At 70.8% G+C, this 21,449-nt stretch carries 20 protein-coding genes; 8 read left to right on the forward strand and 12 right to left on the reverse strand.

The window, feature by feature from the left end; genetic code table 11:
* The first annotated feature begins 270 nt into the window (after nt 1-270).
* From dxs to SACXIDRAFT_RS18490, 3 genes are read left to right on the forward strand one after another with little or no spacing between them, the layout of a single operon-like run.
* A complete protein-coding gene (gene dxs, locus SACXIDRAFT_RS18480; protein WP_006240175.1) occupies nt 271-2,208 on the forward strand; it encodes a 1-deoxy-D-xylulose-5-phosphate synthase in 1,938 nt (645 codons plus the stop codon).
* A gap of 43 nt (nt 2,209-2,251) precedes the next feature.
* The gene (locus SACXIDRAFT_RS18485; RefSeq protein ID WP_006240176.1) at nt 2,252-2,947 is read left to right on the forward strand and encodes a response regulator transcription factor; all 696 of its coding nucleotides are present in this window, start codon (nt 2,252-2,254) and stop codon (nt 2,945-2,947) included.
* Complete coding sequence (locus SACXIDRAFT_RS18490; RefSeq protein WP_006240177.1) at nt 2,944-4,083, forward strand: sensor histidine kinase; 1,140 nt, start codon at nt 2,944-2,946, stop codon at nt 4,081-4,083. Before SACXIDRAFT_RS18485 ends, SACXIDRAFT_RS18490 begins: the two co-directional genes overlap by 4 nt.
* 13 nt (nt 4,084-4,096) lie before the next feature.
* Here SACXIDRAFT_RS18490 and SACXIDRAFT_RS18495 read toward each other — a convergent pair whose 3' ends face one another.
* The 3 genes from SACXIDRAFT_RS18495 to SACXIDRAFT_RS18505 all read right to left on the reverse strand — a co-directional run bounded on the left by SACXIDRAFT_RS18495 (nt 4,097) and on the right by SACXIDRAFT_RS18505 (nt 7,223).
* Nucleotides 4,097-5,338: a ribonuclease D gene (locus SACXIDRAFT_RS18495; RefSeq protein WP_006240179.1), complete on the reverse strand. Its 1,242-nt coding sequence runs from the start codon at nt 5,336-5,338 to the stop codon at nt 4,097-4,099.
* 66 nt (nt 5,339-5,404) lie between these two features.
* Complete coding sequence (locus SACXIDRAFT_RS18500) at nt 5,405-6,121, reverse strand: response regulator transcription factor (RefSeq protein WP_006240180.1); 717 nt, start codon at nt 6,119-6,121, stop codon at nt 5,405-5,407.
* A 547-nt stretch (nt 6,122-6,668) separates the two neighbouring features.
* On the reverse strand, nt 6,669-7,223 hold the full coding sequence (locus SACXIDRAFT_RS18505; protein ID WP_006240181.1) for a DUF3000 domain-containing protein: 555 nt from the start codon (nt 7,221-7,223) through the stop codon (nt 6,669-6,671).
* Nucleotides 7,224-7,302: 79 nt separating this feature from the next.
* Here SACXIDRAFT_RS18505 and hemE point away from each other — a divergent pair, with 79 nt between their 5' ends.
* The 3 genes from hemE to hemQ are packed head-to-tail and all read left to right on the forward strand — an operon-like array spanning nt 7,303 to nt 10,500.
* Nucleotides 7,303-8,382, forward strand: a complete 1,080-nt coding sequence (hemE, locus tag SACXIDRAFT_RS18510) for a uroporphyrinogen decarboxylase (protein WP_006240182.1) — start codon at nt 7,303-7,305, stop codon at nt 8,380-8,382.
* Nucleotides 8,379-9,803, forward strand: coding sequence for a protoporphyrinogen oxidase (gene hemG / locus SACXIDRAFT_RS18515; RefSeq protein WP_006240183.1), 1,425 nt, complete (start codon nt 8,379-8,381; stop codon nt 9,801-9,803). The genes hemE and hemG overlap by 4 nt, the downstream gene beginning before the upstream one ends.
* Nucleotides 9,804-9,807: 4 nt before the next feature.
* The gene (gene hemQ, locus SACXIDRAFT_RS18520; protein WP_006240184.1) at nt 9,808-10,500 is read left to right on the forward strand and encodes a hydrogen peroxide-dependent heme synthase; all 693 of its coding nucleotides are present in this window, start codon (nt 9,808-9,810) and stop codon (nt 10,498-10,500) included.
* Nucleotides 10,501-10,548: 48 nt separating this feature from the next.
* Here hemQ and msrB read toward each other — a convergent pair whose 3' ends face one another.
* The 5 genes from msrB to SACXIDRAFT_RS18545 form a co-directional block, all read right to left on the reverse strand.
* The gene (gene msrB / locus SACXIDRAFT_RS18525; RefSeq protein WP_006240185.1) at nt 10,549-10,971 is read right to left on the reverse strand and encodes a peptide-methionine (R)-S-oxide reductase MsrB; all 423 of its coding nucleotides are present in this window, start codon (nt 10,969-10,971) and stop codon (nt 10,549-10,551) included.
* A 10-nt stretch (nt 10,972-10,981) separates the two neighbouring features.
* Nucleotides 10,982-11,281, reverse strand: coding sequence for a hypothetical protein (locus tag SACXIDRAFT_RS18530; RefSeq protein WP_006240186.1), 300 nt, complete (start codon nt 11,279-11,281; stop codon nt 10,982-10,984).
* Between the two features lie 46 nt (nt 11,282-11,327).
* Entirely contained in the window at nt 11,328-12,830 is a 1,503-nt protein-coding gene (locus SACXIDRAFT_RS18535) for a serine/threonine-protein kinase (protein WP_232285332.1), read from the reverse strand.
* A 171-nt stretch (nt 12,831-13,001) separates the two neighbouring features.
* A complete protein-coding gene (locus SACXIDRAFT_RS18540; protein ID WP_006240188.1) occupies nt 13,002-13,703 on the reverse strand; it encodes a TVP38/TMEM64 family protein in 702 nt (233 codons plus the stop codon).
* 59 nt (nt 13,704-13,762) lie between these two features.
* The gene (locus tag SACXIDRAFT_RS18545) at nt 13,763-15,046 is read right to left on the reverse strand and encodes an AMP-binding protein (RefSeq protein WP_006240189.1); all 1,284 of its coding nucleotides are present in this window, start codon (nt 15,044-15,046) and stop codon (nt 13,763-13,765) included.
* 67 nt (nt 15,047-15,113) lie between these two features.
* On the opposite strand from SACXIDRAFT_RS18545, the gene SACXIDRAFT_RS18550 reads away from it, so the two are divergent.
* Entirely contained in the window at nt 15,114-16,013 is a 900-nt protein-coding gene (locus tag SACXIDRAFT_RS18550) for an endonuclease/exonuclease/phosphatase family protein (RefSeq protein ID WP_006240190.1), read from the forward strand.
* Nucleotides 16,014-16,019: 6 nt separating this feature from the next.
* Here SACXIDRAFT_RS18550 and SACXIDRAFT_RS18555 read toward each other — a convergent pair whose 3' ends face one another.
* Together SACXIDRAFT_RS18555 and SACXIDRAFT_RS18560 are read right to left on the reverse strand one after the other, a co-directional pair.
* A complete protein-coding gene (locus SACXIDRAFT_RS18555; protein WP_006240191.1) occupies nt 16,020-17,567 on the reverse strand; it encodes an alpha/beta hydrolase in 1,548 nt (515 codons plus the stop codon).
* Nucleotides 17,568-17,648: 81 nt separating this feature from the next.
* Complete coding sequence (locus tag SACXIDRAFT_RS18560; RefSeq protein ID WP_006240192.1) at nt 17,649-18,461, reverse strand: pyrimidine reductase family protein; 813 nt, start codon at nt 18,459-18,461, stop codon at nt 17,649-17,651.
* 56 nt (nt 18,462-18,517) lie between these two features.
* Here SACXIDRAFT_RS18560 and zapE point away from each other — a divergent pair, with 56 nt between their 5' ends.
* Nucleotides 18,518-19,576, forward strand: coding sequence for a cell division protein ZapE (gene zapE, locus SACXIDRAFT_RS18565; RefSeq protein WP_006240194.1), 1,059 nt, complete (start codon nt 18,518-18,520; stop codon nt 19,574-19,576).
* On the opposite strand, the gene SACXIDRAFT_RS18570 is transcribed toward zapE, so the two are convergent.
* The gene (locus SACXIDRAFT_RS18570; RefSeq protein WP_006240195.1) at nt 19,509-20,189 is read right to left on the reverse strand and encodes a phosphatase PAP2 family protein; all 681 of its coding nucleotides are present in this window, start codon (nt 20,187-20,189) and stop codon (nt 19,509-19,511) included. The genes zapE and SACXIDRAFT_RS18570 overlap by 68 nt on opposite strands.
* Complete coding sequence (gene rocD, locus SACXIDRAFT_RS18575; protein WP_006240196.1) at nt 20,186-21,421, reverse strand: ornithine--oxo-acid transaminase; 1,236 nt, start codon at nt 21,419-21,421, stop codon at nt 20,186-20,188. The genes SACXIDRAFT_RS18570 and rocD overlap by 4 nt, the downstream gene beginning before the upstream one ends.
* Nucleotides 21,422-21,449: the final 28 nt, after the last annotated feature.

A 21,449-nucleotide genomic window follows, 5' to 3' on the forward strand; every position in this document is an offset into this window, starting at 1 on the left:
TTCGCCGTGGAGCCGGATCGGCAGGCTGGATTGCGTGACCGCGAGGCGCACGGGAGAGCGGCGGCCGTCTCGCGGCGCAGGGTGTCCGATGTGGACGGTTGCGCTCGACCGGCCGGTTCTCTCGTCCGGACCAGGAAGCCGGGCTGTGGATCGGGCTCATGACCGCGACGGAGCTCACGGTGGTGCTTCGCCCGAAAGTGGGCTGCGCTCGGGTACGTCCCTAGACTAAGCAGAACGAGGCAGCGAGAACGACGGCGAGCGAGGTGGAGCGTGACGTTGCTGGAGTCCGTACACGGGCCGGCCGATCTCAAACGGATGGACCACGATCAGTTGGGCGTGCTGGCAGGGGAGATCAGGGATTTCCTCGTGGAAAAGGTGCGCAGGGCGGGCGGCCATCTCGGACCCAACCTCGGTGTCGTCGAGGTCACCATGGCGGTGCACCGGGTGTTCGACTCGCCGAAGGACGCACTGCTCTTCGACGTGGGGCACCAGTCGTACGTGCACAAAATCGTCACAGGACGGCACCGCGACTTCGACCGACTGCGCCAACAGGGTGGCATCGCAGGGTATCCGGCGCGTGCGGAGAGTGAGCACGACTTCATTGAGAACAGCCACGCGTCCACAGCACTGTCGTACGCGGACGGGCTGGCGAAGGCCTACCAGCTCGCCGGAGGAGGGCGGCATGCCGTGGCGATCGTCGGTGACGGCGCGCTGACCGGCGGCATGTGCTGGGAGGCGTTGAACAACATCGCGGCCGACCCGGAACGCCCCGTCGTCATCGTCGTCAACGACAACGGCCGCTCGTACTCCCCGACGATCGGCGGGTTCGCCGAGCACCTCGCCTCACTGCGCCTGCGTCGTGGCTACGAGCGCCTGCTCGACGGCGGCAAGGAACTGTTGCAGAACACCCCGGTGGTGGGCAGGCCGCTCTACACCGCGTTGCATGCCGCGAAAGCCGGCATCAAGGATGCGCTCAGCCCCCAGGTGATGTTCTCCGACCTCGGACTGAAGTACATCGGCCCTGTCGATGGACACGATCTCGTGGCGCTCGAAAAGGCGTTGCTCAGCGCCAAGGCGTTCGGCGGCCCGGTCATCGTGCACGCCGTCACCGAGAAGGGCCACGGCTACGCGCCCGCGGTGAACCACCAGGCCGATCAGATGCACCAGACCGACCCGATCGACCCGCAGACCGGCAAGCCGCGCGCCAAGGGGCCGAGCTGGACCTCGGTGTTCGGAGACGAACTCGTCAAGATCGGTGCGGAACGTCCCGACGTGGTGGCCATCACGGCGGCCATGCTGCGTTCCACGGGCCTGCACACGTTCGCCGAGAGCTATCCCGACCGCTGGTACGACGTCGGCATCGCCGAGCAGCACGCCGTCACCTCAGCCGCCGGTCTCGCGATGGGTGGGTTGCACCCCGTCGTCGCCGTGTACTCGACGTTCCTCAACCGGGCGTTCGACCAGGTGCTCATGGATGTGGCGCTGCATCGGCTTCCCGTGACACTCGTGCTGGACAGGGCGGGCATCACAGGGCCGGACGGGCCGAGCCACCACGGCATGTGGGATCTCTCCCTGCTGGGCATGGTGCCGGGTATGCGGGTGGCCGCGCCGAGGGACGCGCAGACGTTGCGCGAGGAGCTGCGCGAGGCCGTTCAGGTGTCGGAAGGGCCGACCGCCCTGCGGTTCTCCAGGGGCAGCGTGGTGGAGTCCGTGCCTGCCGTCGATCGGGTCGGCACCGTGGACGTCCTGCGCCGCGATGAGGGCGGGGACGTGTTGCTCGTCGCTGTCGGCGCGTTCGCGGAACTCGGGCTCGCGGCGGCCGACCGGCTGGCCGACCAGGGCATCGGCGTCACGGTCGTCGATCCGAGGTGGGTCCTGCCCGTGCCGGAGGAACTCGTGTCGCTGTCGGAGTCCCACCGGCTCGTCGTCACACTGGAGGACAGCGGCAGGCACGGCGGTTTCGGTTCGGCGCTGGCCGCGGCTCTGCGCGACGCCGACAGCGACGTGCCGCTGCGTGACCTCGGCGTTCCTCAGCGTTTCCTGGAGCACGGCAGCCGCGACGAGGTGCTCGCGAGCATCGGGCTCACGGCGCAGGACGTGGCGCGAAGGGTCACGGAGTGGGCCGCGGGCAGGCTGGGAGCCGCGGCGGAGGATGCCGAGAGCGTCGAGGACCCCTCCGACGAGGCAGTGGACACGCCCCGTGACTGACCGCCATCAGAATTCTCTCAGGTGACTGTGACACGGTGTTGACGTGCGCGTATTGGTTGTAGAGGACGAGGCGCCGCTGGCCGAGGCGATCGCGCGTGGCCTGCGGCGCGAGGGGATGGCCGTCGATCTCGCGTTCGACGGTGACGAGGGGCACGAGAAGGTCTCGATCACGCGGTACGACGTCGTGATCCTCGACCGCGATCTCCCCGGAATGCCGGGTGACGAGTTGTGCGGGGAAATCGTGACGTCGGGCGAACTGACCAGGGTGCTCATGCTCACGGCGAGCGGCTCGGTGTCCGACCGCGTCGAGGGGCTTTCCCTCGGCGCCGACGACTACCTCGCCAAGCCGTTCGCCTTCCCCGAGCTGGTGGCCAGGGTGCGGGCGCTGGGCCGGAGGGCCACGCCTGCGACCCCGCCGGTGCTCGTGGCCGACGACGTGGAGCTCGATCCCGCGAAGCGCACGGTTCACCGCGCGGGGCGTCCCGTGGAGCTGACCCGCAAGGAGTTCGGTGTTCTCGAGGTGCTGCTCTCGGCCAAGGGGGCCGTGGTGAGCAGTGAGGAGCTGCTGGAGCGCGTGTGGGACGAGAACGCGGACCCGTTCACCACCACGGTCAGGGTCACGGTGATGACCCTGCGCAAGAAGCTCGGTGAGCCGGGCATCATCGAGACCGTGGTCGGTTCGGGATACCGGGTGCCCGGTGCGGACTCCTCGGCGGAGTCTGCTTCGCTGAGCCGGTGATCCGCCGCATCGGCCTGCCCACCCGCACTCTCCGCGCCCGTGTCACCCTGCTCGCGACCTCGCTCGTCGCCGTCGTGAGCGTGGTGCTGTTGTGGCTGGCGTGGCGTCTCGTTGGCGATTCGGTCGCCGCTGTTCCCCAACTGCCACCGGGCACTCTCGTGCGGGTGGACGGCGTGGACGTCGAGGCGTCCGTTCTCTCCGAGCACCTGCGGCAGCAGGCGCGGGAACGCATGGTGGCGGCCGGTCTCGTCGCGTTCGTGTTCGTGGTGCTGGCCGCAGGCATTCTGGCGTGGACGTTCACGTCGCGGGTGCTGCGCCCGCTGCGCGAGATCACGGACACGGCGCGCAGGCTGTCGGTGGAGTCGATGGGCGAGCGCATCGGGGATGTCGGCAGCCACGACGAACTCGCCGAACTCGCCCACACCTTCGACGCCATGCTGAACCGGCTCCAGGCCGCGTTCGAGGCGCAGCGGCACTTCGTGGCCAACGCGAGCCACGAACTGCGCACTCCGCTGGCGGTCATCCGCACCGAGCTGGACGTGACCCTGTCCGACGATGAGGCCGACGAGGCCGAGCTGCGTCGCATGGCGGGCGTGGTGCGTGACGCGACCGATCGCGCGGAGCGGCTGGTGAACTCGTTGCTGCTGCTCGCCCGTACCGACGGCGCGGGACTCGCCGTGACCGAGCGGGTTGACCTCGCGGAGGTCGTGAACAGCGCCTGGCTGTCGGTCAGGGCGAACGCGGAACGCAAGGGTGTCACGGCGCGGTTCCATCTCGTCGCCGCGCCCACCGTCGGTGACCCCGCGCTCCTGGAACGGGTCGCGGGCAACCTGCTGGAGAACGGCGTCACGCACAACGTCGAGAACGGATGGCTCGACGTCAGCACCGGCGTCGTGGACGACGCACGGGTGATGCTGCGTGTGCGGTCCTCAGGCGGAGTGATCGACCCCGAGGCGGTGACCGGATTGTTCGAGCCGTTCCGCAGGGCGGGGGTCGCCCGCACCGCCCGCACGGGGGCCGGGCTCGGACTGTCGATCGTGCACGCCGCCGTGCACGCCCACGGCGGATCGGTGCATGCCGAACCCGTGCCCGGTGGTGGGCTCGCGGTCACGGTGGTACTGCCTGCCGCCCGGTGACGTTCAGGGATGTTCAGGAACCGGCACGCAGTGCGGCGCTGAGTGCTTCGGCCGTCAACGCCACCTGCCACGGTCTCGCGCCGCCTGCCGCGAGCACCGTCGCCACGGATTCCGCCGACGTGTCCGACGGCGGGCGCCAGCAGGTGCGGCGCACGAGGTCGGGAAGCAGGAGATTCTCCACGGGCAGCCGGTGCCGTTCCGCGAGGTCAGCCAGCGCCGTCTTCGCGGCGGCGAGCCGGGCCGCGGCGTCGGGGTCCTTGTCCGCCCAGCGGTTCGGCGGCGGTGGCCCGTCGTTGGAGACCGCCGTGTTCGGCAGGTCCGCCTCGGGGAGCGTCCTGGCGTGCTGCAACTGCCTCAGCCAGCGGTCGGTGTGCCGCCGCTGGACGCGACCGCCGAACACAGGAAGCTTCGAAAGCTCGGCAGGCGTCCTGGGGTCGGCGAGCACAGCGTTGACGATCGCGCTGTCCGGAAGGATGCGGCCGGGAGCCCGATCACGCCTGCGGGCCAGCTCGTCGCGTTCCTCCCACAGCGCGCGCACGGCGGCGAGACCGCGCGCGGTGCGGATCTTGTGAATACCCGACGTGCGGCGCCACGGTTCCGCGCGAGGGCCGGGCGGCTCGGCCGTTCTGACGGCCTCGAATTCCTGATACGCCCAGTCGAGCTTGCCCGATGCGGCGAGTTCGGCTTCGAGCTTCGCCCGCAGCGGGACGAGCAGCTCGACATCGAGCGCGGCGTAGTTGAGCCACTCGACCGGAAGCGGACGGCGCGACCAGTCAGCGGCGCTGTGCCCCTTCTCCAGCCGGTAGCCCAGCAGCGATTCGACCAGCGTTCCCAGCGCGACCCGCTGGTATCCGGCGAGCCGTCCCGCCAGTTCGGTGTCGAACAGCGACGGCGGGCGAAGACCGAGCTCGGCAAGGCACGGCAGGTCCTGGGACGCCGCGTGGAGAACCCATTCGACGCTGTTCATCACCTCGGCCAACGGCGCGAGCTGATCACGCAGCGGGATGGGGTCGATCAAGAAGGTGCCCGCGCCCTCACGTCTGATCTGGACGAGATACGCCTTCGGCCAGTATCGGTAGCCGGAAGCACGTTCAGTGTCCACGGCGAGCGCACCGCTGCCCTCGGCCAGCCTTGCGCACGCCGCTCGCAACTCACCGGAATCGGCGATCACATCAGGGGTGCCTTCGGCCGGTTCCGTCAGCGGAAGAGGCGCAGACTCCCCCGGCGTGCCGGAGCCTTGATCTGCGTTGTCCACGTTTGTGAACCCTACGGGACGGGTCTACCGCGCCTGGTTCGCCCGCCCCGTAGGGCCCTGTGTGCTCTAGCGGATCACGCCCGCGCGCATCGCCAGCGCGACCATCTGCGCCCTGTCGCCGGTGCCGAGCTTGCGCCCGATCCGCGAAAGGTGGGACTTCACCGTCAGCGCGGACAGGCTGAGCTCTTCGCCGATCTCCTTGTTCGACTGGCCGTCGGCGACGAGTTGCAGCACCTCGACCTCGCGAGCGGACAGCTCACGCGGCGTGTTGTCGGTGCCGGCCACCCTGGTTCCGGTTGCCAGAACGGGTGCCACGCTCGGGTCGGCGTAGACGCCGCCCTCCAGCACCCGCCGCACGCCGTCGGTGACCACCACCGGCGACGCGGACTTCAGCAGATACGCCTGGGCGCCTGCCTGGAAGGCCGAGCGCACGGCGTACGGATCGTCGGACGAGGCGAGGACCACCACACGAAGCCAGCCACTACTGCGCAGCTCCGTGACCAGCTCGATTCCGCTGCCATCCGGCAGCCCGAGGTCGAGGATCGCGAGGTCGCACGGCCCTGTCGCGGCCGCCCTCGCTCTCGCCTCGGCGACGCTCGCGGCCTCGTGGACCGTGCCCGCGCCCATCTGCGCAAGTCGTGCGGCGATCGCCTCCCTCAACAGTGGGTGGTCATCGACCACCAACACAGAAAACAGTTCCTCCCGCGGGTGCGGGACCATGCTCGCCGGCAATGAGCCGGCTGGCGTGGATCGGACGGCCTGAGTAAAGCCGACGGCAGCCACGTCACTACCTCCCTGGAGTCGGTCGTGCCCCCCGACCGGCACCGGGACTTTCGGCCGATCAGCCGCGCCAGCTTTAGACCGAAAGTGGTGTCGTCGGAAGCACTCTAGCCGCCCAAGTGGGTCAGTGGGGGCATTCACGGCGGATCAGTCCCTATCGGGTAACGACTCACCACGGGTGCTCTAGAGCATTCGGGTTGTTGAACGGAAAGTGGTTAACGGATCGCACAACGTGGGCGATGTAACAGAGTTCCCGGGGCTCGAATGCTCGTGCATTCGCCCTGTGCGGGCCTTTCCGCCGACGGCGCTTCGAGCGTGTCCCTTCGGTTCGCAGGCATCGACGCGGCGCAGGGAAGCAAGCACGAGTGCGTTCCATCGCCCATCTCAGGCCAGGACGCCGGAACGCGGAGCAGTATGCCGCAAGGCCCGTCCCGCTCCTTCCGGCAGGGCCGGACAGCGCGTCTTTCCGGCAGAGCCGGACAGCGCGGGAGAGCGGAACCCGGCGAAAGAGCTGCGGTGGATACGCCGGGCAGTGCCGAGCTTGCTGGGCTCAGTCGCCTCGGGGCTGCCCGAACACGGAGACACCGACGGGAGGCAGTCCCGCGTAATGCGACAGCGCCATCGAGAAGGCCTCGCCGTGTGGTCGCAGATCGGGGCTCGTCGGGGTCCAGGAGGCCCGCAGTTCGATGTCGTCCGTGCGGTTCGGCCCCGCGATGTCGCCGAACCGGGCCGACGACGTCTCGGTGACCGTGCCGCCCAGCGCGGTCCAGCTCGCTCCCGTCGCGTCGAGGGCGTCGGTGAGCCACGACCAGCCCACATCGGGGAGGAACGGATCGGTGGCGAGTTCGGCGTCGAGTTCGGCGCGCAGGTACACGACGAGGCGGAACACGCCGTTCCACCCCTCCTGGCCTTGCGGATCGTGCAGCAGCACGAGCCGTCCCGTGGCCGGCACGTCGTCGGGACCGGTGGTCTCTGCCGCGAGGGCGAACGCCCACGGTGCAAGGCGCTGGGGAGCCTTGATCGGTTCCAGGGTCACCTCCGGCCGGGGGGCCACGGAACGCAACGCGGCCACGGCGGCACGGAATTCGTCGGGCGCCTCGGTCATCGCGGTCACCTCTCGACTGTAGGACGCGGTGTCGCCCGGTCGGGGACAGGCGCGCCGGAAAAGGGTCATCCGGAAGGGCATGGCACGATGGCCGACGATGACAACTTCTCCTGCGCCGGCCCGTCGCGCCCTTCCCGACGCGCCGCTTCTCGTCGCCGCGCGGGGCGGTTCACCCGCGCACGTCCCCGTGTGGTTCATGCGCCAGGCTGGCCGCTCGCTCCCGGAGTACCGGCAGCTCAGGGAAGGCGTTCCCATGCTGAGCGCCTGCTTCGATCCCGAGATGCTGGCCGAGATCACCATCCAGCCCGTCCGCAGGCACGGCGTTGACGCCGCGATCCTGTTCAGCGACATCGTGGTGCCGTTGCACGCCGCCGGTGTGGACATCGACATCGTCGCCGGCACGGGACCCGTCGTTGCGAACCCGGTGCGGTCGCGTTCCGACGTGGACGCTCTTCCGGAACTCGACCCGGAGCAGGCCCGGCCCGTCACCGACGGCGTGCGCCTGCTGGTGGAGCAGCTCGGCACGACCCCGCTCATCGGGTTCGCCGGTGCTCCCTTCACCCTCGCGTCGTATCTGATCGAGGGCGGGCCGAGCAGGAACCACGAGCGCACGAAGGCGCTCATGCACAGCGAGCCGGACCTGTGGCACGCGCTCGCGGGCGCGCTCGCCCGCATCACACTGACCTTCCTGCGTGCTCAGCTGGACGCCGGGGTGGACGCGGTGCAGCTCTTCGACTCCTGGGCCGGTGCGCTGTCCGCCCGGGACTACCGGGAGTTCGTGCTCCCGCACTCGGCTGCCGTGCTGAGCGGCGTCGCCGACTACGGGGTGCCGCGCATCCACTTCGGTGTCGGGACCGCGGAGCTCCTTGGCGACATGCGGGACGCGGGGGCCGACGTCGTGGGCGTGGACTGGAGGCTTCCGCTCGACGAGGCCGTCCGCAGACTCACCGTGCCAGGGGGCGCCGCGCCGGTGGTGCAGGGCAACCTCGACCCGGCTCTGCTGTTCGCGTCGTGGCCGGTGATCGAGGCCGAGGTGCGCCGTATCGTGGCCGAGGGCCGCGCGGCGGGAGGACACATTTTCAACCTGGGCCATGGCGTCCTTCCCGACACCGACCCCGACGTGCTGACGCGCGTCGTCGAGCTGGTGCACAGCCTGTGACCGGGGAGGGCGGCCGGCCGCGCCACGTCGTCGTGGTGGGCGCGGGCGTCGCGGGGTTGAGTGCCGCGTGGAGGCTACGCGCTGAACTCGGTCCCGAGGCACGGATCACGGTGTGCGACGCGGCTTCCGTGCCGGGGGGCAAGCTGCGAACCGTGGACCTCGCCGGGGTCCCGTTCGACGTCGGTGCGGAGGCCGTGCTCACGAGGCGACCCGAAGGCATTCAACTGATGCGCGAGGCAGGTCTCGACGCCGCGTTGGTGCATCCCACGTCTGCGTCCGGCTCGGTGCGCGCGTTCGGCCGCACGCTGCCGCTGCCCAGAGGCACGGTGATGGGCATTCCGTCTTCTGCCGAGGCTGTCGCCGATGTGCTGTCGCCCGAGGGGCTGCGTGCGGTGGCGGGGGAACCGAACACACCGCTGAGGCTTCCCCACCACGACGTGTCGCTGGGCGGGCTGCTGCGGGAGCGGTTCGGCGACGAGGTGGTCGATCGGCTCGTGGACCCGCTGCTCGGCGGCGTCTACGCGGGCGGAGCCGACGGTCTCGGACTGCGGGCCACACTGCCTGCCGTAGCGGCGGCACTCGACGCGGGGGCGTCGTCACTGACCGAGGCCGTGGCAGGCATGGTGCCCGCGACGCCGAGTGCGGAGCCGGTGTTCGCCACTCTCCGGGGTGGGCTCGGCGTGCTCATCGACCGGCTCGTCGAGGGCAGTGGCGCGGACCTGCGGCTCGGGCAGCCCGTGCGTGAACTCCACCGGCGTCCGGACGGTGGCTGGCTGCTCAGACTCGGCGCAGCGGCGACGGCTCACGCTCCAGCCGAGGCGGACGTCGAGGCCGACGCGATGGTGCTCGCGGTGCCTCCGCCCTCGGCGAGCCGGTTGCTCGCGGCCGTCGCCCCTGACGCCGCCGCCGCATACGGCGAGATGGAGCTCGCGTCGATGGCGGTGGTCGCGCTCGCGCTGCCTCCCGGCACTGAACTGCCGCCGACATCGGGTGTGCTGATCGGGGAACGCGAGCGGCGTTCGGACGGCGAGCCGTTCACGGCGAAGGCGTTCACGTTCTCCGCGACGAAGTGGGCTCATTACGGCGGGGAGGGCAGGCCACTGCTCATCCGGGGTTCCGTCGGCCGTTTCGGCGAGCCCCGCACCCTCCAGGTCTCCGACGACGAACTCGTCGCCAGGGTACGGTCAGACCTCGCTGAATTGACGGGTGTCGTGGCCGAGCCGGTGGACACCCACGTCATGCGCTGGGGCGGCGGACTGCCGCAGTACGCCGTGGGCCACGCCGACCGCGTCGCGCGCATCGAACGCGCCGTCGAACCGGTCGAAGGGCTCGCGGTCGCGGGCGCCGCGCTGCACGGTGTGGGCATCCCCGCATGTGTGGCCACCGGAACAGCCGCGGCGCTGCGTGTGGTGGGACGATAGGGACATGGCGCGGTTGAACTACGACGAACTGAACAACACCATCCGCTACACGGCGTGGTCCGTGTTCCGGGTCGAGCCGGGCAAGCTCGGCGACGACCGTGGGCAGGCGGCCTCGGAGACCACCGACTACCTCGACGCGCTCGAAGGCAAGGGTGTCGTCGTGCGCGGCGTGTACGACGTGTCCGGGCTGAGGGCGGACGCCGACTACATGATCTGGTGGCACGCCGAGGAGGCCGAGCAGGTCCAGGCGGCCTACACCGGTTTCCGCCGCACCCCGCTGGGCCGGGTCTCGACGCCGGTGTGGAGCCAGTTCGCGCTGCACCGTCCCGCCGAGTTCAACAAGAGCCACATCCCGGCGTTCCTCGCGGGGGAGGAGGCGCGGAAGTACATCTGCGTCTACCCGTTCGTCCGCTCCTACGACTGGTACCTGCTTCCCGACGAGGAACGGCGCGCGATGCTCGCGGCGCACGGCAAGGAGGCCCGCGACTATCCCGACGTGCGCGCGAACACGGTCGCGTCCTTCGCGCTCGGCGACTACGAGTGGATTCTCGCGTTCGAGGCCGACGAGCTGCATCGCATCGTCGATCTCATGCGCCACCTTCGCGCCACCGAGGCGCGCAGGCACGTGCGGATCGAGACGCCCTTCTACACCGGGACCCGGGTGCAGCCGGGCGAGCTGGTGCTCAACCTTCCGTGACGGGGCAGGGCCGGGGAAACGTCGTCCTCGGCGCCCTGGCCCTGATCGTCAGTCCTCGGCAGGCACCAGGCGCAGCGCGATCGAGTTGATGCAGTACCGCTGGTCGGTGGGCGTGCCGTAGCCCTCGCCCTCGAAGACGTGTCCGAGATGGCTGTGGCACGCCGCGCACAGCACCTCGGTGCGCACCATCCCCATCGAGCGATCCTGGCGCAGCAACACGGCGTCGGAGTCGGCCGGGTCGTAGAACGACGGCCAGCCACAGTGGCTTTCGAACTTCGTGTCACTGCGGAACAGTTCGGCCCCGCACGCCCTGCACTCGTACACGCCCGTGGTCTTCGTGTCGGTGTACTCCCCGGTGAAGGGGCGTTCGGTGGCGGCCTGCCGCAATACCGCGTACTCCTCGGGACTGAGCTGCGCGCGCCATTCCTGCTCGGTCTTGACGACCTTCGGTGTGCCGGTGCCGGACTCCATGACGTCCAGGCTACCGCGACAGCCAGGCGAGAAGATCACCCACGATGTCCCACGCGCTGACGAGCACGCCGACGATGATCAGCAGGGCGATGAGCGCGGCGACCCACCAGCGCAGTCCACCGACCCGGTTGCTTCCCTCGGCGAAATCGGCGACACCGCGCAGCGACGCCTCGATGGTGAACGCGGGATCACAGCGTTGCATGCGATCGAGGTGTTCGGCGAACGCCTGAGCCTCGGGATCGCGCGGGTCGAGGCCGACGAGGTCGTCGTCGAAGCGGGGATGACGCTCGGAACCCGGGTTCTCGGCCATACCTCAACGGTAAGCCACGCCCCGCCCGCCGCCACAGGGGCGAGCCTCAGAGCTGCTTGTTGGTCTCCATCCGAGGGTCGCTGCCGATGACTAGCTTTCCACCGTGGTTGACCACTCGGACGTACATGGTCTGTTGTCCGCTGCCCGTCACGACGGTGACCGAGATGTCCACGGAACCGTCCGCGTTGTTCTCACGCTTGTAGGCTTCGGCGCCCCTCGCGTACTGCACGTCCTTGGAGTCCCAGTAATCGTCGTATGCGCCCTCGTCCTGCCACAGCCCCTGCACGGAGGGATGCAGCAGGTGCCATGCGTCCGCCGGATCGCCGAAGTAGTCGATCACGGTCTGCCCGGCGGAGCCCCAGGCAACGGCGCCGCCTGAGTTGGCGGCCGTCGTGGGTGCCGGATTGCTGCTCGACTTCGGTGGCTCTGTGGGCTGCTGCGAGGTGCCGGGACCGGCTTGCGGGGGCATGTCCCCGCCACCGTCGTCGCTGCTCGTGAGCACGATCACCAGACCGGCCGCGACGACGAGCACGACGGCGGCGACGGCTCCGTACGCCAGGTTTTTGCGCGTGCCGCCGCCCGACGACGATGCGACGCGGGTCGGCGCCGGTGAGGGACTGGCCGCTGGGGCCGCCGATCTGACGGGCTCCGGGGAGGGCTCGGGCGCGGCGTCGCGGCGCCACGGCGGTGGACTCGCCGGACTCGCCGCACTCGCGGGGCCTGCCTGGGTGGCGGTCATCTCCCGCGTCTGTTCCTTCGGAGCGGGGGGTGCGACAGCGGGCGCCGCGCCGTTCTGGGTGGAGGCCAGCTGGGCGAGCTTGTCGTGCGCCTCCGTCATGCTCGGCCGGTCCTCCGGCTCAGGGCTGAGCAGCTGCATCAGCAGCGCGGTGGCGGGTCCCGCCTGCTGCGGCGGGTTGATTTTGCCGCTGGCCGCGGCGTAGAGCAGCGCGAGCTGGTTGGTGTTGTCGCCGTACGGCGGGAGGCCCTCGATCGCGTGGTAGAGCGTGGCCCCGAGCGCGAACACGTCCGAACTCGGCTTCGGATCGGCGCCTCTGGCCAGCTCGGGGGCGAGATAGGCTGGGGTGCCGCCGATGAGGCCGGTCTGGGTGAGCGTGAGATCACCGGTGGCGCGCGAGATCCCGAAGTCGGTGATCTTACAGACGCCGTTGTCGTCCATGAGGATGTTGCTGGGCTTGATGTCGCGGTGCACGATGCCAGCGCGGTGAGCGGCGATCAGCGCCGAGGCCACCTGCTCGCCGATGCGCGCCACCTCGGCAACCGGCAGTGTCTCGTGCTCGACGAGGATGGCGGACAGGCTGCGCGACGGCAGGTACTCCATCACGAGGCACGGGTCGCCCTCGTGCTCGGCGATGTCGAACACCACGATCGCGTTGGGGTGCTGGAAGCGGGCGGCGTTGCGTGCCTCCCGCATGGCCCTCAGGCGCATGGTGTCGCGCTCGTCGTCGGAGAGGCCGGGCTGCGCGATGATCTGTTTCACGGCGACGGAGCGTTCGAGGCGCTCGTCGATCGCACGCCACACGATGCCCATGGCACCGCTTCCGACGTGCTCGACGAGGCGATAGTGACCTGCGATCAATTGACCGGTGTTGATGGCACTACTCCTCGGTTACGTTCCGCGATGGTGGCATGGCTGTGAGTGCGGGAGAACCGTGATCCACGCACTCGGATGAGTGTAGCGGCACGGTCGCCGACGTTGACGTCAACCGCCGGGCGGGTCGGCGCGGATCCTGCCCACGTCGGCAGCCGTTTCCCCCGCGACGGCAACGGTTTTTCCCTCCGAACGGCGCACCGCCCTGAGCAGGCCCACCGCGCCGAGTACGGCGAAAGCCGCATAGCAGGCGATGAGTGCCGGCGGTGTGGTGCCGGTGAGCGCGTCACCGGCGACGACGACGGCCACGGTGCCCGGCAGGCTGCCGATCGCCGTGCCGACGAGGTAGGGACGCAACGGCAAAGCCGAGACGCCGCACAGGTAGCTCAGCGGGGCGAACGGAACCACCGGGATGAGCCGCAGTGACGCGACGGCGGGCGCGCCGCCCCCCGAGAGCCGGTCGTTGATCGTCCGCACCGGCCTGCGGTGCAGGTGTCGAACCACCACCTCGCGGCCGAGTGCGCGCGCGAGCAGGAAGCCGAGCGCACCGGACAGCACGGTGGCCACCATCGCCACCGAGACCCCGACGAGTTCGCCGAAGAGCAGTCCTGAGGCGAGGCTGAACACGGTGCGCGGGATCGGGGCGGCCGTGCAGAGGGCGTAGGCCGCGAGAAAGGCCACCACGCCCTCGCCGCCGAGTCCCTCCGCCCACTCGCGCACCTGCGCGGGTCCGGGAATCGGCACCAGTACGGCGGCGACGGCGAGAGCGCTGAGGACGACGAAACCCGCGAGCACCCTGGTCGTCGTCCGCACGGCGACCACCGTAGACGACGGCACGGACACGCCGTGTCGTGGTGGGTCGGTCGCCGCCGTCAATCCCTGCTGTTCGCGGTGATCCGGCCGGTGTGGCGCAGAGAGCCGTCGGGGCCTTCGACACCGGCGTCGCCGGTGCAGAGCCAGCCGTCGGTTGTGCGGCGGGCGGCGAGCGTGTCCGCCGAGTCCAGTCCGGACTCGGCGACGAGGTGGCCACGGACCTGGATCTCGCCGGGACTGCCCACCGCCACGGGGGCGCCCGACCGCGGATCGACGACCCGCAGTTCGACGTCGGCGCCGACCGGCCTGCCACCCGCCTGCCTTCGCACCTCGGGGGAGTCGTTCCCCGACCACAGCGCGGCGGGAGGAAGGGCCTGCGGCGGGCCGTAACAGGCCGTGGCGGCCAGGCCGAACACCTCCTCCGCACGGCTGATCGCGCCTGGATCCCGCGCGGGATCACCTCCCAGCACGCCAAGCCAGCGCCACGACGACACGCTGCCCGCACCTGCCGCCTCGCCGGTGAGAGCGCGGAGAAAGTCCGCGTCGCACGCGACGTGCGTGACGCCGAACCTCGCCACGTCGGCCAGCACAGCGGCTGGCGTCGGTGACGGTTCGAGAAGGCAGGTGGCGCCCGAGACGACAGCGGCGAGCGCGAAGACCAGCCACGCGGGGTCGGCGGGGGAGCCCGCGTACAGCACCACGTCGTCGGCGGCGAGGCGCAGTGCCGTCGAGGTGGCGTTCGCGTGCGTGGTGAGGGCGGACTGACGGTAGGCGGCCAGCTCGGGAAGGAAGGCCACAGCGAATTCGTCGCCACGGACCTGCGGCATCGGCATGCCTACCGTCGGCGCGCTCGGCAGCCACGCGCCCGCTCCCACGTCGTAGGGCGCCGGATCGACCGGTGGCACGGCACCCGGTGCGGTCACCACCGCCACGGTCGGTGTCATGCCACCGCACGGCTCGCAGTGGCGGACGGCTTCGTGCAGGACGGCTCGGCCCAGCACGGGAGAGTCGCCTGTCGTGACCGCGACGACCTTGGGCCGCACCCGGCTCAGCACGTCGGCGAGTTCGCCGGGGGCGAGACCGGGGTCGGCGGGGACGACGTGCGCACCGAGGGAGGCGGTCGCGACCTGCCAGTCCAGCACGGACGAGGTCGCGGGCAGCACGACGAGCACGCCGTCACCGCGTCCGACACCGGCCGTGGCGAGGTCGGCGCGCAACTGGAGCGTCCGGCGCCACAGTTCGGCACGGCTGACGTGCTGTGGTCGGTCGGGATCGGCGTCGATCGCGATGATGGCGTGCGGGTCGCGCTTGGTCTGGCCTGCGAGCAACGACAGAAGGTTCACCGAGCGTCAGCGAAACATCTGTCTTCGGTTCCGTCAAGACCACGTGCGGACCCACTATGGTCCGCTCATGTCCACTCAACGTGTTCTCGCGGGCTCACCCCGTGTCCGTCCGGGGTCCTCTCCACTCGGCGCCGGTCTCGCCACCGTCGTGGCTCTGCTGGTCAGCGTGCTCACCGTGCTGATCGCGCCACCTGCCGCGGCCGATTCGTCAGGGGCGCGGGCGTTGCGCGTGATGAGCTACAACATTCACACCGGCATCGGCGTGGACGGCCGTGCCGATCTGGGGCGGATCGCGGCGACGATCGAGGACGCCGACGTGGACGTCGTCGCGCTCCAGGAGGTCGATGTCCACTGGTCGCAGCGCAGCGCCTTCGCCGATCAGGCAGCCGAACTGGCCAGGCTGACGGGCATGGAGGTGTATTTCGCGCCGATCTACGACCTCGATCCCGCACCGGGGAGTGACCAGCGGCGCCGCTACGGCGTCGCCGTGCTGAGCCGCCACCCGATCCTGTCGGCCACCAATCACGAGATCACCCGGTGGTCCACGGTCGATCCGGGGGCGGGCCCGCGGCCCGCGCCGGGATTCGCCGAGGTCGTCGTGTCGGTGCGGGGCAAGCCGGTCCACGTCTACGACACCCACCTGGACTTCAGGGCCGACCCCTCGGTGCGGGAACGGCAGGTGGCCGACATGCTCGCCGTGCTGCGGCAGGACCCGCCGGGTGCGCGGCAGTTGCTGCTGGGGGACTTCAACGCCGGGCCAGGGGCGCCGGAATTGTCGGCGCTGTGGGAGCACGTGCGCGACGCCTGGGGTGAGCGCGACGGCGGGTTCACCTACCCGGCCGACGAGCCGGTGAAGCGTATCGACTACATCACCGTGGCAGGCCCGGTGCGGGTGCTCAACGCGGCCGTGCCCCCGGTGACCGCCTCCGACCACCGGCCCGTGATCGCCACGGTGCTGCTGACCTGATTGGGGTCACGCCGGGCACAGCGTCCCGTCGCGCGGCACCTCGCCGTCCACGAGGAACGCGGTGACCTCCTCGCCGACGCACGGCGAGCCCAGTGCCCCGTGCCCCGCGCCCTGCCATGCGACGCGCACCGCGCTGGGGATCTGCTCAGCAGCCCTGACGGTGCCCTTCTCGGGCGTCAGTGGGTCGGTGGCGGTGCTGATCACCAGCAGGGGCGGGGCTTCGGGGGACCCGAGTGCCGGTTTGTCCTCCTGACGGCTCGGCCACGGGCTGCACCACACAAGGTGTTGCGCCAGCACGGGGCCGAAGACGGGATGCCGGGTGCCGAGTGTGCGGGCGGTCTCGCGGAGCCGGTCGTTCGGGAGGCGCTCCACAGTGTCGTTGCAGCGGGTGACCAGTTCCGCGTCCGTCCTCGGCGGCCAGGTGGCCTCGCCGGCCAGCCAGGGCTGGACGAACTCGAAGAGCCGGGTGCTGTCGCCCTTGCGGGCGGCGGCGACGGCGTCGGCGAGTTCGGGCCAGCGCTGCGACTCGGAGAGTCCCGCGAGCACCGCCCTGCGCACGAGAACGGAACTCAGCCTGTGCTCACCTGCCCGCAGCGGGTTCGCCTTGGCGTCGTCGGCGAGTTCGGCCACGGCGGCACGGGCGTCGTCACCCAGCGGGCAGTTCCGGCGCACGCAGTCGGCGGCGAATTCGTCGAGTGCCGCCTCCGCGGCCGCCGCCACGTCCGACATCACCGTGGGCAGGTCGGTCGAGGGGTCGGGAACACCGTCGAGCACGATCCTTCCCGCGTGATCGGGGTAGCGCGCCGCGTAGTAGGCGGCGGGGGTTGACCCGTCGCCGTGCCCCAGGATGTTGAGCCGCTCGACGCCGAGCTGTGCCCGCAGCTCCTCCAGATCGCCTGCCGTGCGCCAGCTGTCGTAGGCGGTCTGGACGTCCTCCAGCGTGATGGCGCACTGCTGCCCCGCCGTCCTCGCCGCGTCGAGCAGGGGGTCGATCGTGGTGGTGGGGTCGTGGTCGAGGAGGGTCTCGCGTTCGACGTCGGGCACGCAGCGCACCGGGTCGGAGGTGCCGGTGCCCCGGCGATCGACCCCGATGAGGGAGAAGGTCTCCAGCAGCTCGCCGGGCAGCGTCTCGGCGAGCCGCACCGCGTACCGGGTGCCCGGCTCGCCCGAGACGTCGTTCAGCACCACCAGCGGGATGCGGCCGTCGCCCACCTTGGTCAGCCCCATCCTGGTGAGCCCGAGCCCGGGAAGTCCCGGAGCGTCCAGCGGGACCGTGATCCGTGCGCAGGACACGGTGTGCGCGCTGCCGCCCGCATCGAGGTCCCCCTGCCGGTCAGGGTCGCACTCTCCCCAGGGCAGCGACGACGCCTTCGGTTCCGCGAGGCCGGGCAGCGGCACGGCGCGGGAGGTGCCCGCGCTCGGTGGCGGTGCGGGTGCGCCGTCGTCCTCCAGCACAGCGGGCCGCGACGACGGTCCCGCCGTACATCCCGAGGCGACCAGCGCGGCCAAGGCGGACACCACAAGCTGTCGGCGAGCACGACCACGGCGTGGCACGGAACCGGTCCTCACTTCCTGTGACTGACTCTGCGGCGGCAACCTTGGCACGGCGGCGGTGAGGCGCCGGTGAGCGGGTCCTCACCCCTTGTGCCGTCCGGTGCTGTCGGCTCTGCGGTAACGCAGCATGAGGAACCCGTCCTCGTGCAGCACGGAGTCCAGTCGCAGCGTCCTGGGCACCGGGCTGGGAATGCCCGCCGCGATGCGCTGCGAACCGGCGCCGGCCAGCAGTGGCGCGACGGTGAGGCACAGTTGATCGACCGAGTCGGCGGCCACCAGCGCCGCGAACAGCTGCGGCCCACCCTCGCAGTTGACGCGCAACAGGCCCCGCTCGGCGAGCGCCGCGAGCGTCGCCCTCGGGTCCACCGTTCCGGCCCCGGCCTCGATCACGTCGATCCCAGCGGCGGTGAGGTCGGCCTTGCGGTGGCGCGGCGCATCGGTCGTGGTGACGACGATCGGGGGCACCTCGGTGTCGGTCACGATCGGATCGTCAGGGGTGACGCGGCACGAGCCCGTGACCACCGCGATGGGCGGGAGCGGGTTCAAACCGAGGCGGCGGCGGCGTTCCACCCGCAGTTCCCTCGGTCGCACACCCCGGTACCCCTCGGCCTGCGCCGTGCCTGCCCCGACGAGGATCACATCAGCGAGGTCGCGGCCCAGCGCGAAGATCCGCTTGTCCGCGGGGTGCGACAGACCTTCCGAACGGTCCGAAACGGACACCGCGCCGTCGGCCGACGACACGAAGTTGACCTGTACCCACGGGCGCGTCAACCCGGCGGGGTAGTCGTAGAGGCGTTCGAGTTCGGCGTCGGACACGCCGTCCGGCACAGGCCCGGAAGGGGCGCCGGGGACGCTGGAAACGCTGGTGGGCAGAAGGCGGTGCACGACAGCCATCACAACACGGGCCGACACCCGGAGGCAGCACGGGGGCAGCACATACGCTGGTCCGTATGCCGACAGAGCAGCTCACCGCGCGCCGCCCCGAGATCGCTCCGGAGGAACTGGTCTCGACGCTGGTACCCCCGCCCCGCTTCGACGGCGTGCGGTTCTCCACCTACGTGCCCAACCCGGCCGAGCCGAGCCAGGCCGACGCGGTCGCGACGTGTTCCGCGTTCGCCGAGCGGGTCGGCTTCTCCGGTGGCGGCGCGAGGGGCTGGCGGGCGCTGTTCGGGCGCGGCAGCCCGCGCCAGGGCCGTCCCGGCCTCTACCTCGACGGCGGTTTCGGCGTCGGCAAGACCCACCTGCTCGCGTCGCTGTGGCACGCGGTGCCGGGCCCGAAGGCGTACGGGACGTTCGTGGAACTCACGCACGTGGTGGGAGCGCTCGGGTTCGGCGAGGCGGTGCGGCGCCTGTCGGGCCATCGGCTGCTGGCGATCGACGAGTTCGAACTCGACGATCCAGGTGACACGATGCTCGTCAACCGGTTGCTGAGGGAGCTGACCGACGCGGGCGTTTACGTCGCGGCGACGTCGAACACACTGCCCGACAAGCTCGGTGAGGGCCGGTTCGCGGCCGACGACTTCCTGCGCGAGATCCAGTCGCTGTCGGCGAAGTTCGACGTCGTGCGCGTGGACGGCCCCGACTACCGGCACCGTGGCCTTCCCGAGCCGCCCGCGCCGCGCACCGACGACGATCTCGCTGCCTCGGCGCTGGCGTGGCCCGGCTCGACGCTGGATGACTTCGACGCGCTGTGCGACCACCTCGCGACGCTGCATCCCTCCCGGTACGGCAGGCTCGTGGACGGCGTGGCCGCCGTGCACCTTCGCGGCGTGCGGCCCGCAGGGGACCAGGCGCTGGCGTTGCGGCTGGTGGCGTTCGCCGACCGGCTCTACGACAGGGCGATCCCGGTGCTCGTCTCCGGTGCCTCGCTCGGCGAGCTGTTCGACGAGGACATGCTCGCGGGCGGCTACCGCAAGAAGTACCTGAGGGCCGTGAGCAGGCTCACCGCCCTGGCTCGGGACGCCGAGGGCAGGCAGACCCGGGCGGCTTCGCCCGGCGCTCCGGCCTGAACACGGCGTTGCCGAGCAGGGCGAGGCCCGACACCACTGCCACGGCGGTAGCCGCACCGCCCACCACGTCGGTGAGGTAGTGGTACTCGAGTGCCGCCATGCCGACGGCGGCGCCCGCCGTGAGCCCGGTGCCGCAGCCGATCGTCAGCAGCCGGGCGCGGCGCGTCCCGGCCAACAGCACCAGGACGGTGAGTGTGGCGACGAGACTGACGGTGTGGCCGCTGGGATAGGCGAGGTGGTCGTCGTAGTGGCGTCCGAACATCGGTTTCAGCACCCAGGTGTTGACCGCCACCGCCACCGAGGGGCCCGCGACGGCGAGCACGACGACGTCGGCCCGCCGCCGCACGACACCGAACCCGGCGATCATCGCGAGGACGGTGAGCACCACCAGCGGCTCCGTCGGCGTGACGAGCGCCTGTGGCACCCACGGCACCCAGGTTTGCCCCGTGTCGCCGAGCGCGCGTTCGACACCGGCCTCGAACGCGGCGTCGAGACCGGTCGGGGACCGCTGCCCCGCCACAGCGGCGCCGAGCGTGAGCGCGAACGCCCCGCACAGCGCCGCCACGGCCGCCACGGCCCGAACCGGCGTCGCGACGGCAGGGCCGCCTGTCATCGCATGCCGACGACCTCGGCGAGCGCGTCAACGCCGCGGTCCAGTTCCCGCTCCTCGATGACCAGCGGAGGAGCGAGGCGCAACGTGTGACCGTGGGTCTCCTTGCACAGCACGCCGCGCTTCATCAGCGCCTCGGACGCCTCACGGCCGGTGAGGCCGTCCTCGGCGAGATCGACCCCGGCCCACAGGCCGCGTCCCCGCACGGCGGAGACCCCGTTGCCGACCAGTTCGGACAGCCGTTCGTGCAGGTGCGCGCCCAGCGCCGTCGAACGCTGCTGGAACTCCCCTGTGGACAGCAGGCGGATCACGGCCCTGCCCACCGCGCAGGCGAGCGGGTTGCCGCCGAAGGTGGAACCGTGCTCACCGGGGCGAAGCACGCCGAGCACGTCGGCGCGCCCGACCACGGCCGACACCGGCATGATGCCGCCGCCGAGAGCCTTGCCCAGCGTGTAGAGGTCCGCCGTGATGCGCTCGTGGTCCAGCGCGAAGATCGTGCCGGTACGGGCCAGGCCCGACTGGATCTCGTCGGCGATCAGCAGCGTGTTCGCCTCGTCACACAGCCTGCGGGCCTCGGCGAGGTAGCCGTCCGGCGGCACGATCACACCGGCCTCGCCCTGAATTGGCTCCAGCAGCACCGCCGCCGTGTTCTCGGTGATCGCCTCGGCCAGCGCGGCGGCGTCACCGTAGGGCACGACGACGAATCCCGGCGTGAACGGGCCGAAGTCGGCGCGGGCCTCGTCGTCGGTGGAGAAGGAGACGATGGTGGTGGTGCGGCCGTGGAAGTTCGAGCCGGCCACCACGATCTGCGCCTGGTTCTCGGCGACCCCCTTCACGCGGTAGGCCCACTTGCGCGCGACCTTGAGCGCGGACTCGACGGCCTCCGCACCGGAGTTCATCGGAAGCACCATCTCGGTGCCGGTCAGTTCGGCGAGTTCGCGGCAGAACGAACCGAGCTGGTCGTGGTGGAACGCGCGCGAGGTGAGCGTGACCCGCCCGAGCTGCTCGGTGGCCGCCCGCACCAGGTCGGGGTGGCGGTGGCCGAAGTTCAACGCGGAATAGCCGGACAGGAAGTCGAGGTAACGCTCGCCCTGCACATCGGTCACCCAGGCGCCCTCGGCTTCGGCGATCACGACGGGCAACGGATGGTAGTTGTGCGTGCTCCAGCGCTCGTCGAGTGCGATGTACCCGGCGGCGCTGCTGGTCTCTGCGGACTTGTCGGCGAACGTCGTCATGCGTTCAGACTAGGACGAAGCATCCGGC

Source organism: Saccharomonospora xinjiangensis XJ-54, assembly GCF_000258175.1.
Taxonomy (GTDB): domain Bacteria; phylum Actinomycetota; class Actinomycetes; order Mycobacteriales; family Pseudonocardiaceae; genus Saccharomonospora; species Saccharomonospora xinjiangensis.

What these genes read in the sequence shown, in the direction of transcription:
- SACXIDRAFT_RS18505 (WP_006240181.1), bottom strand. Translation starts at nt 7,223, where the DNA reads ATGACCGAGGCGCCCGACGAATTCCGTGCCGCCGTGGCCGCGTTGCGT.
- hemE (WP_006240182.1), top strand. Translation starts at nt 7,303, where the DNA reads ATGGCACGATGGCCGACGATGACAACTTCTCCTGCGCCGGCCCGTCGC.
- hemQ (WP_006240184.1), top strand. Translation starts at nt 9,808, where the DNA reads ATGGCGCGGTTGAACTACGACGAACTGAACAACACCATCCGCTACACG.
- msrB (WP_006240185.1), bottom strand. Translation starts at nt 10,971, where the DNA reads ATGGAGTCCGGCACCGGCACACCGAAGGTCGTCAAGACCGAGCAGGAA.
- SACXIDRAFT_RS18530 (WP_006240186.1), bottom strand. Translation starts at nt 11,281, where the DNA reads ATGGCCGAGAACCCGGGTTCCGAGCGTCATCCCCGCTTCGACGACGAC.
- SACXIDRAFT_RS18535 (WP_232285332.1), bottom strand. Translation starts at nt 12,830, where the DNA reads ATGGGCATCGTGTGGCGTGCGATCGACGAGCGCCTCGAACGCTCCGTC.
- SACXIDRAFT_RS18550 (WP_006240190.1), top strand. Translation starts at nt 15,114, where the DNA reads ATGTCCACTCAACGTGTTCTCGCGGGCTCACCCCGTGTCCGTCCGGGG.
- SACXIDRAFT_RS18560 (WP_006240192.1), bottom strand. Translation starts at nt 18,461, where the DNA reads ATGGCTGTCGTGCACCGCCTTCTGCCCACCAGCGTTTCCAGCGTCCCC.
- zapE (WP_006240194.1), top strand. Translation starts at nt 18,518, where the DNA reads ATGCCGACAGAGCAGCTCACCGCGCGCCGCCCCGAGATCGCTCCGGAG.
- SACXIDRAFT_RS18570 (WP_006240195.1), bottom strand. Translation starts at nt 20,189, where the DNA reads ATGACAGGCGGCCCTGCCGTCGCGACGCCGGTTCGGGCCGTGGCGGCC.
- rocD (WP_006240196.1), bottom strand. Translation starts at nt 21,421, where the DNA reads ATGACGACGTTCGCCGACAAGTCCGCAGAGACCAGCAGCGCCGCCGGG.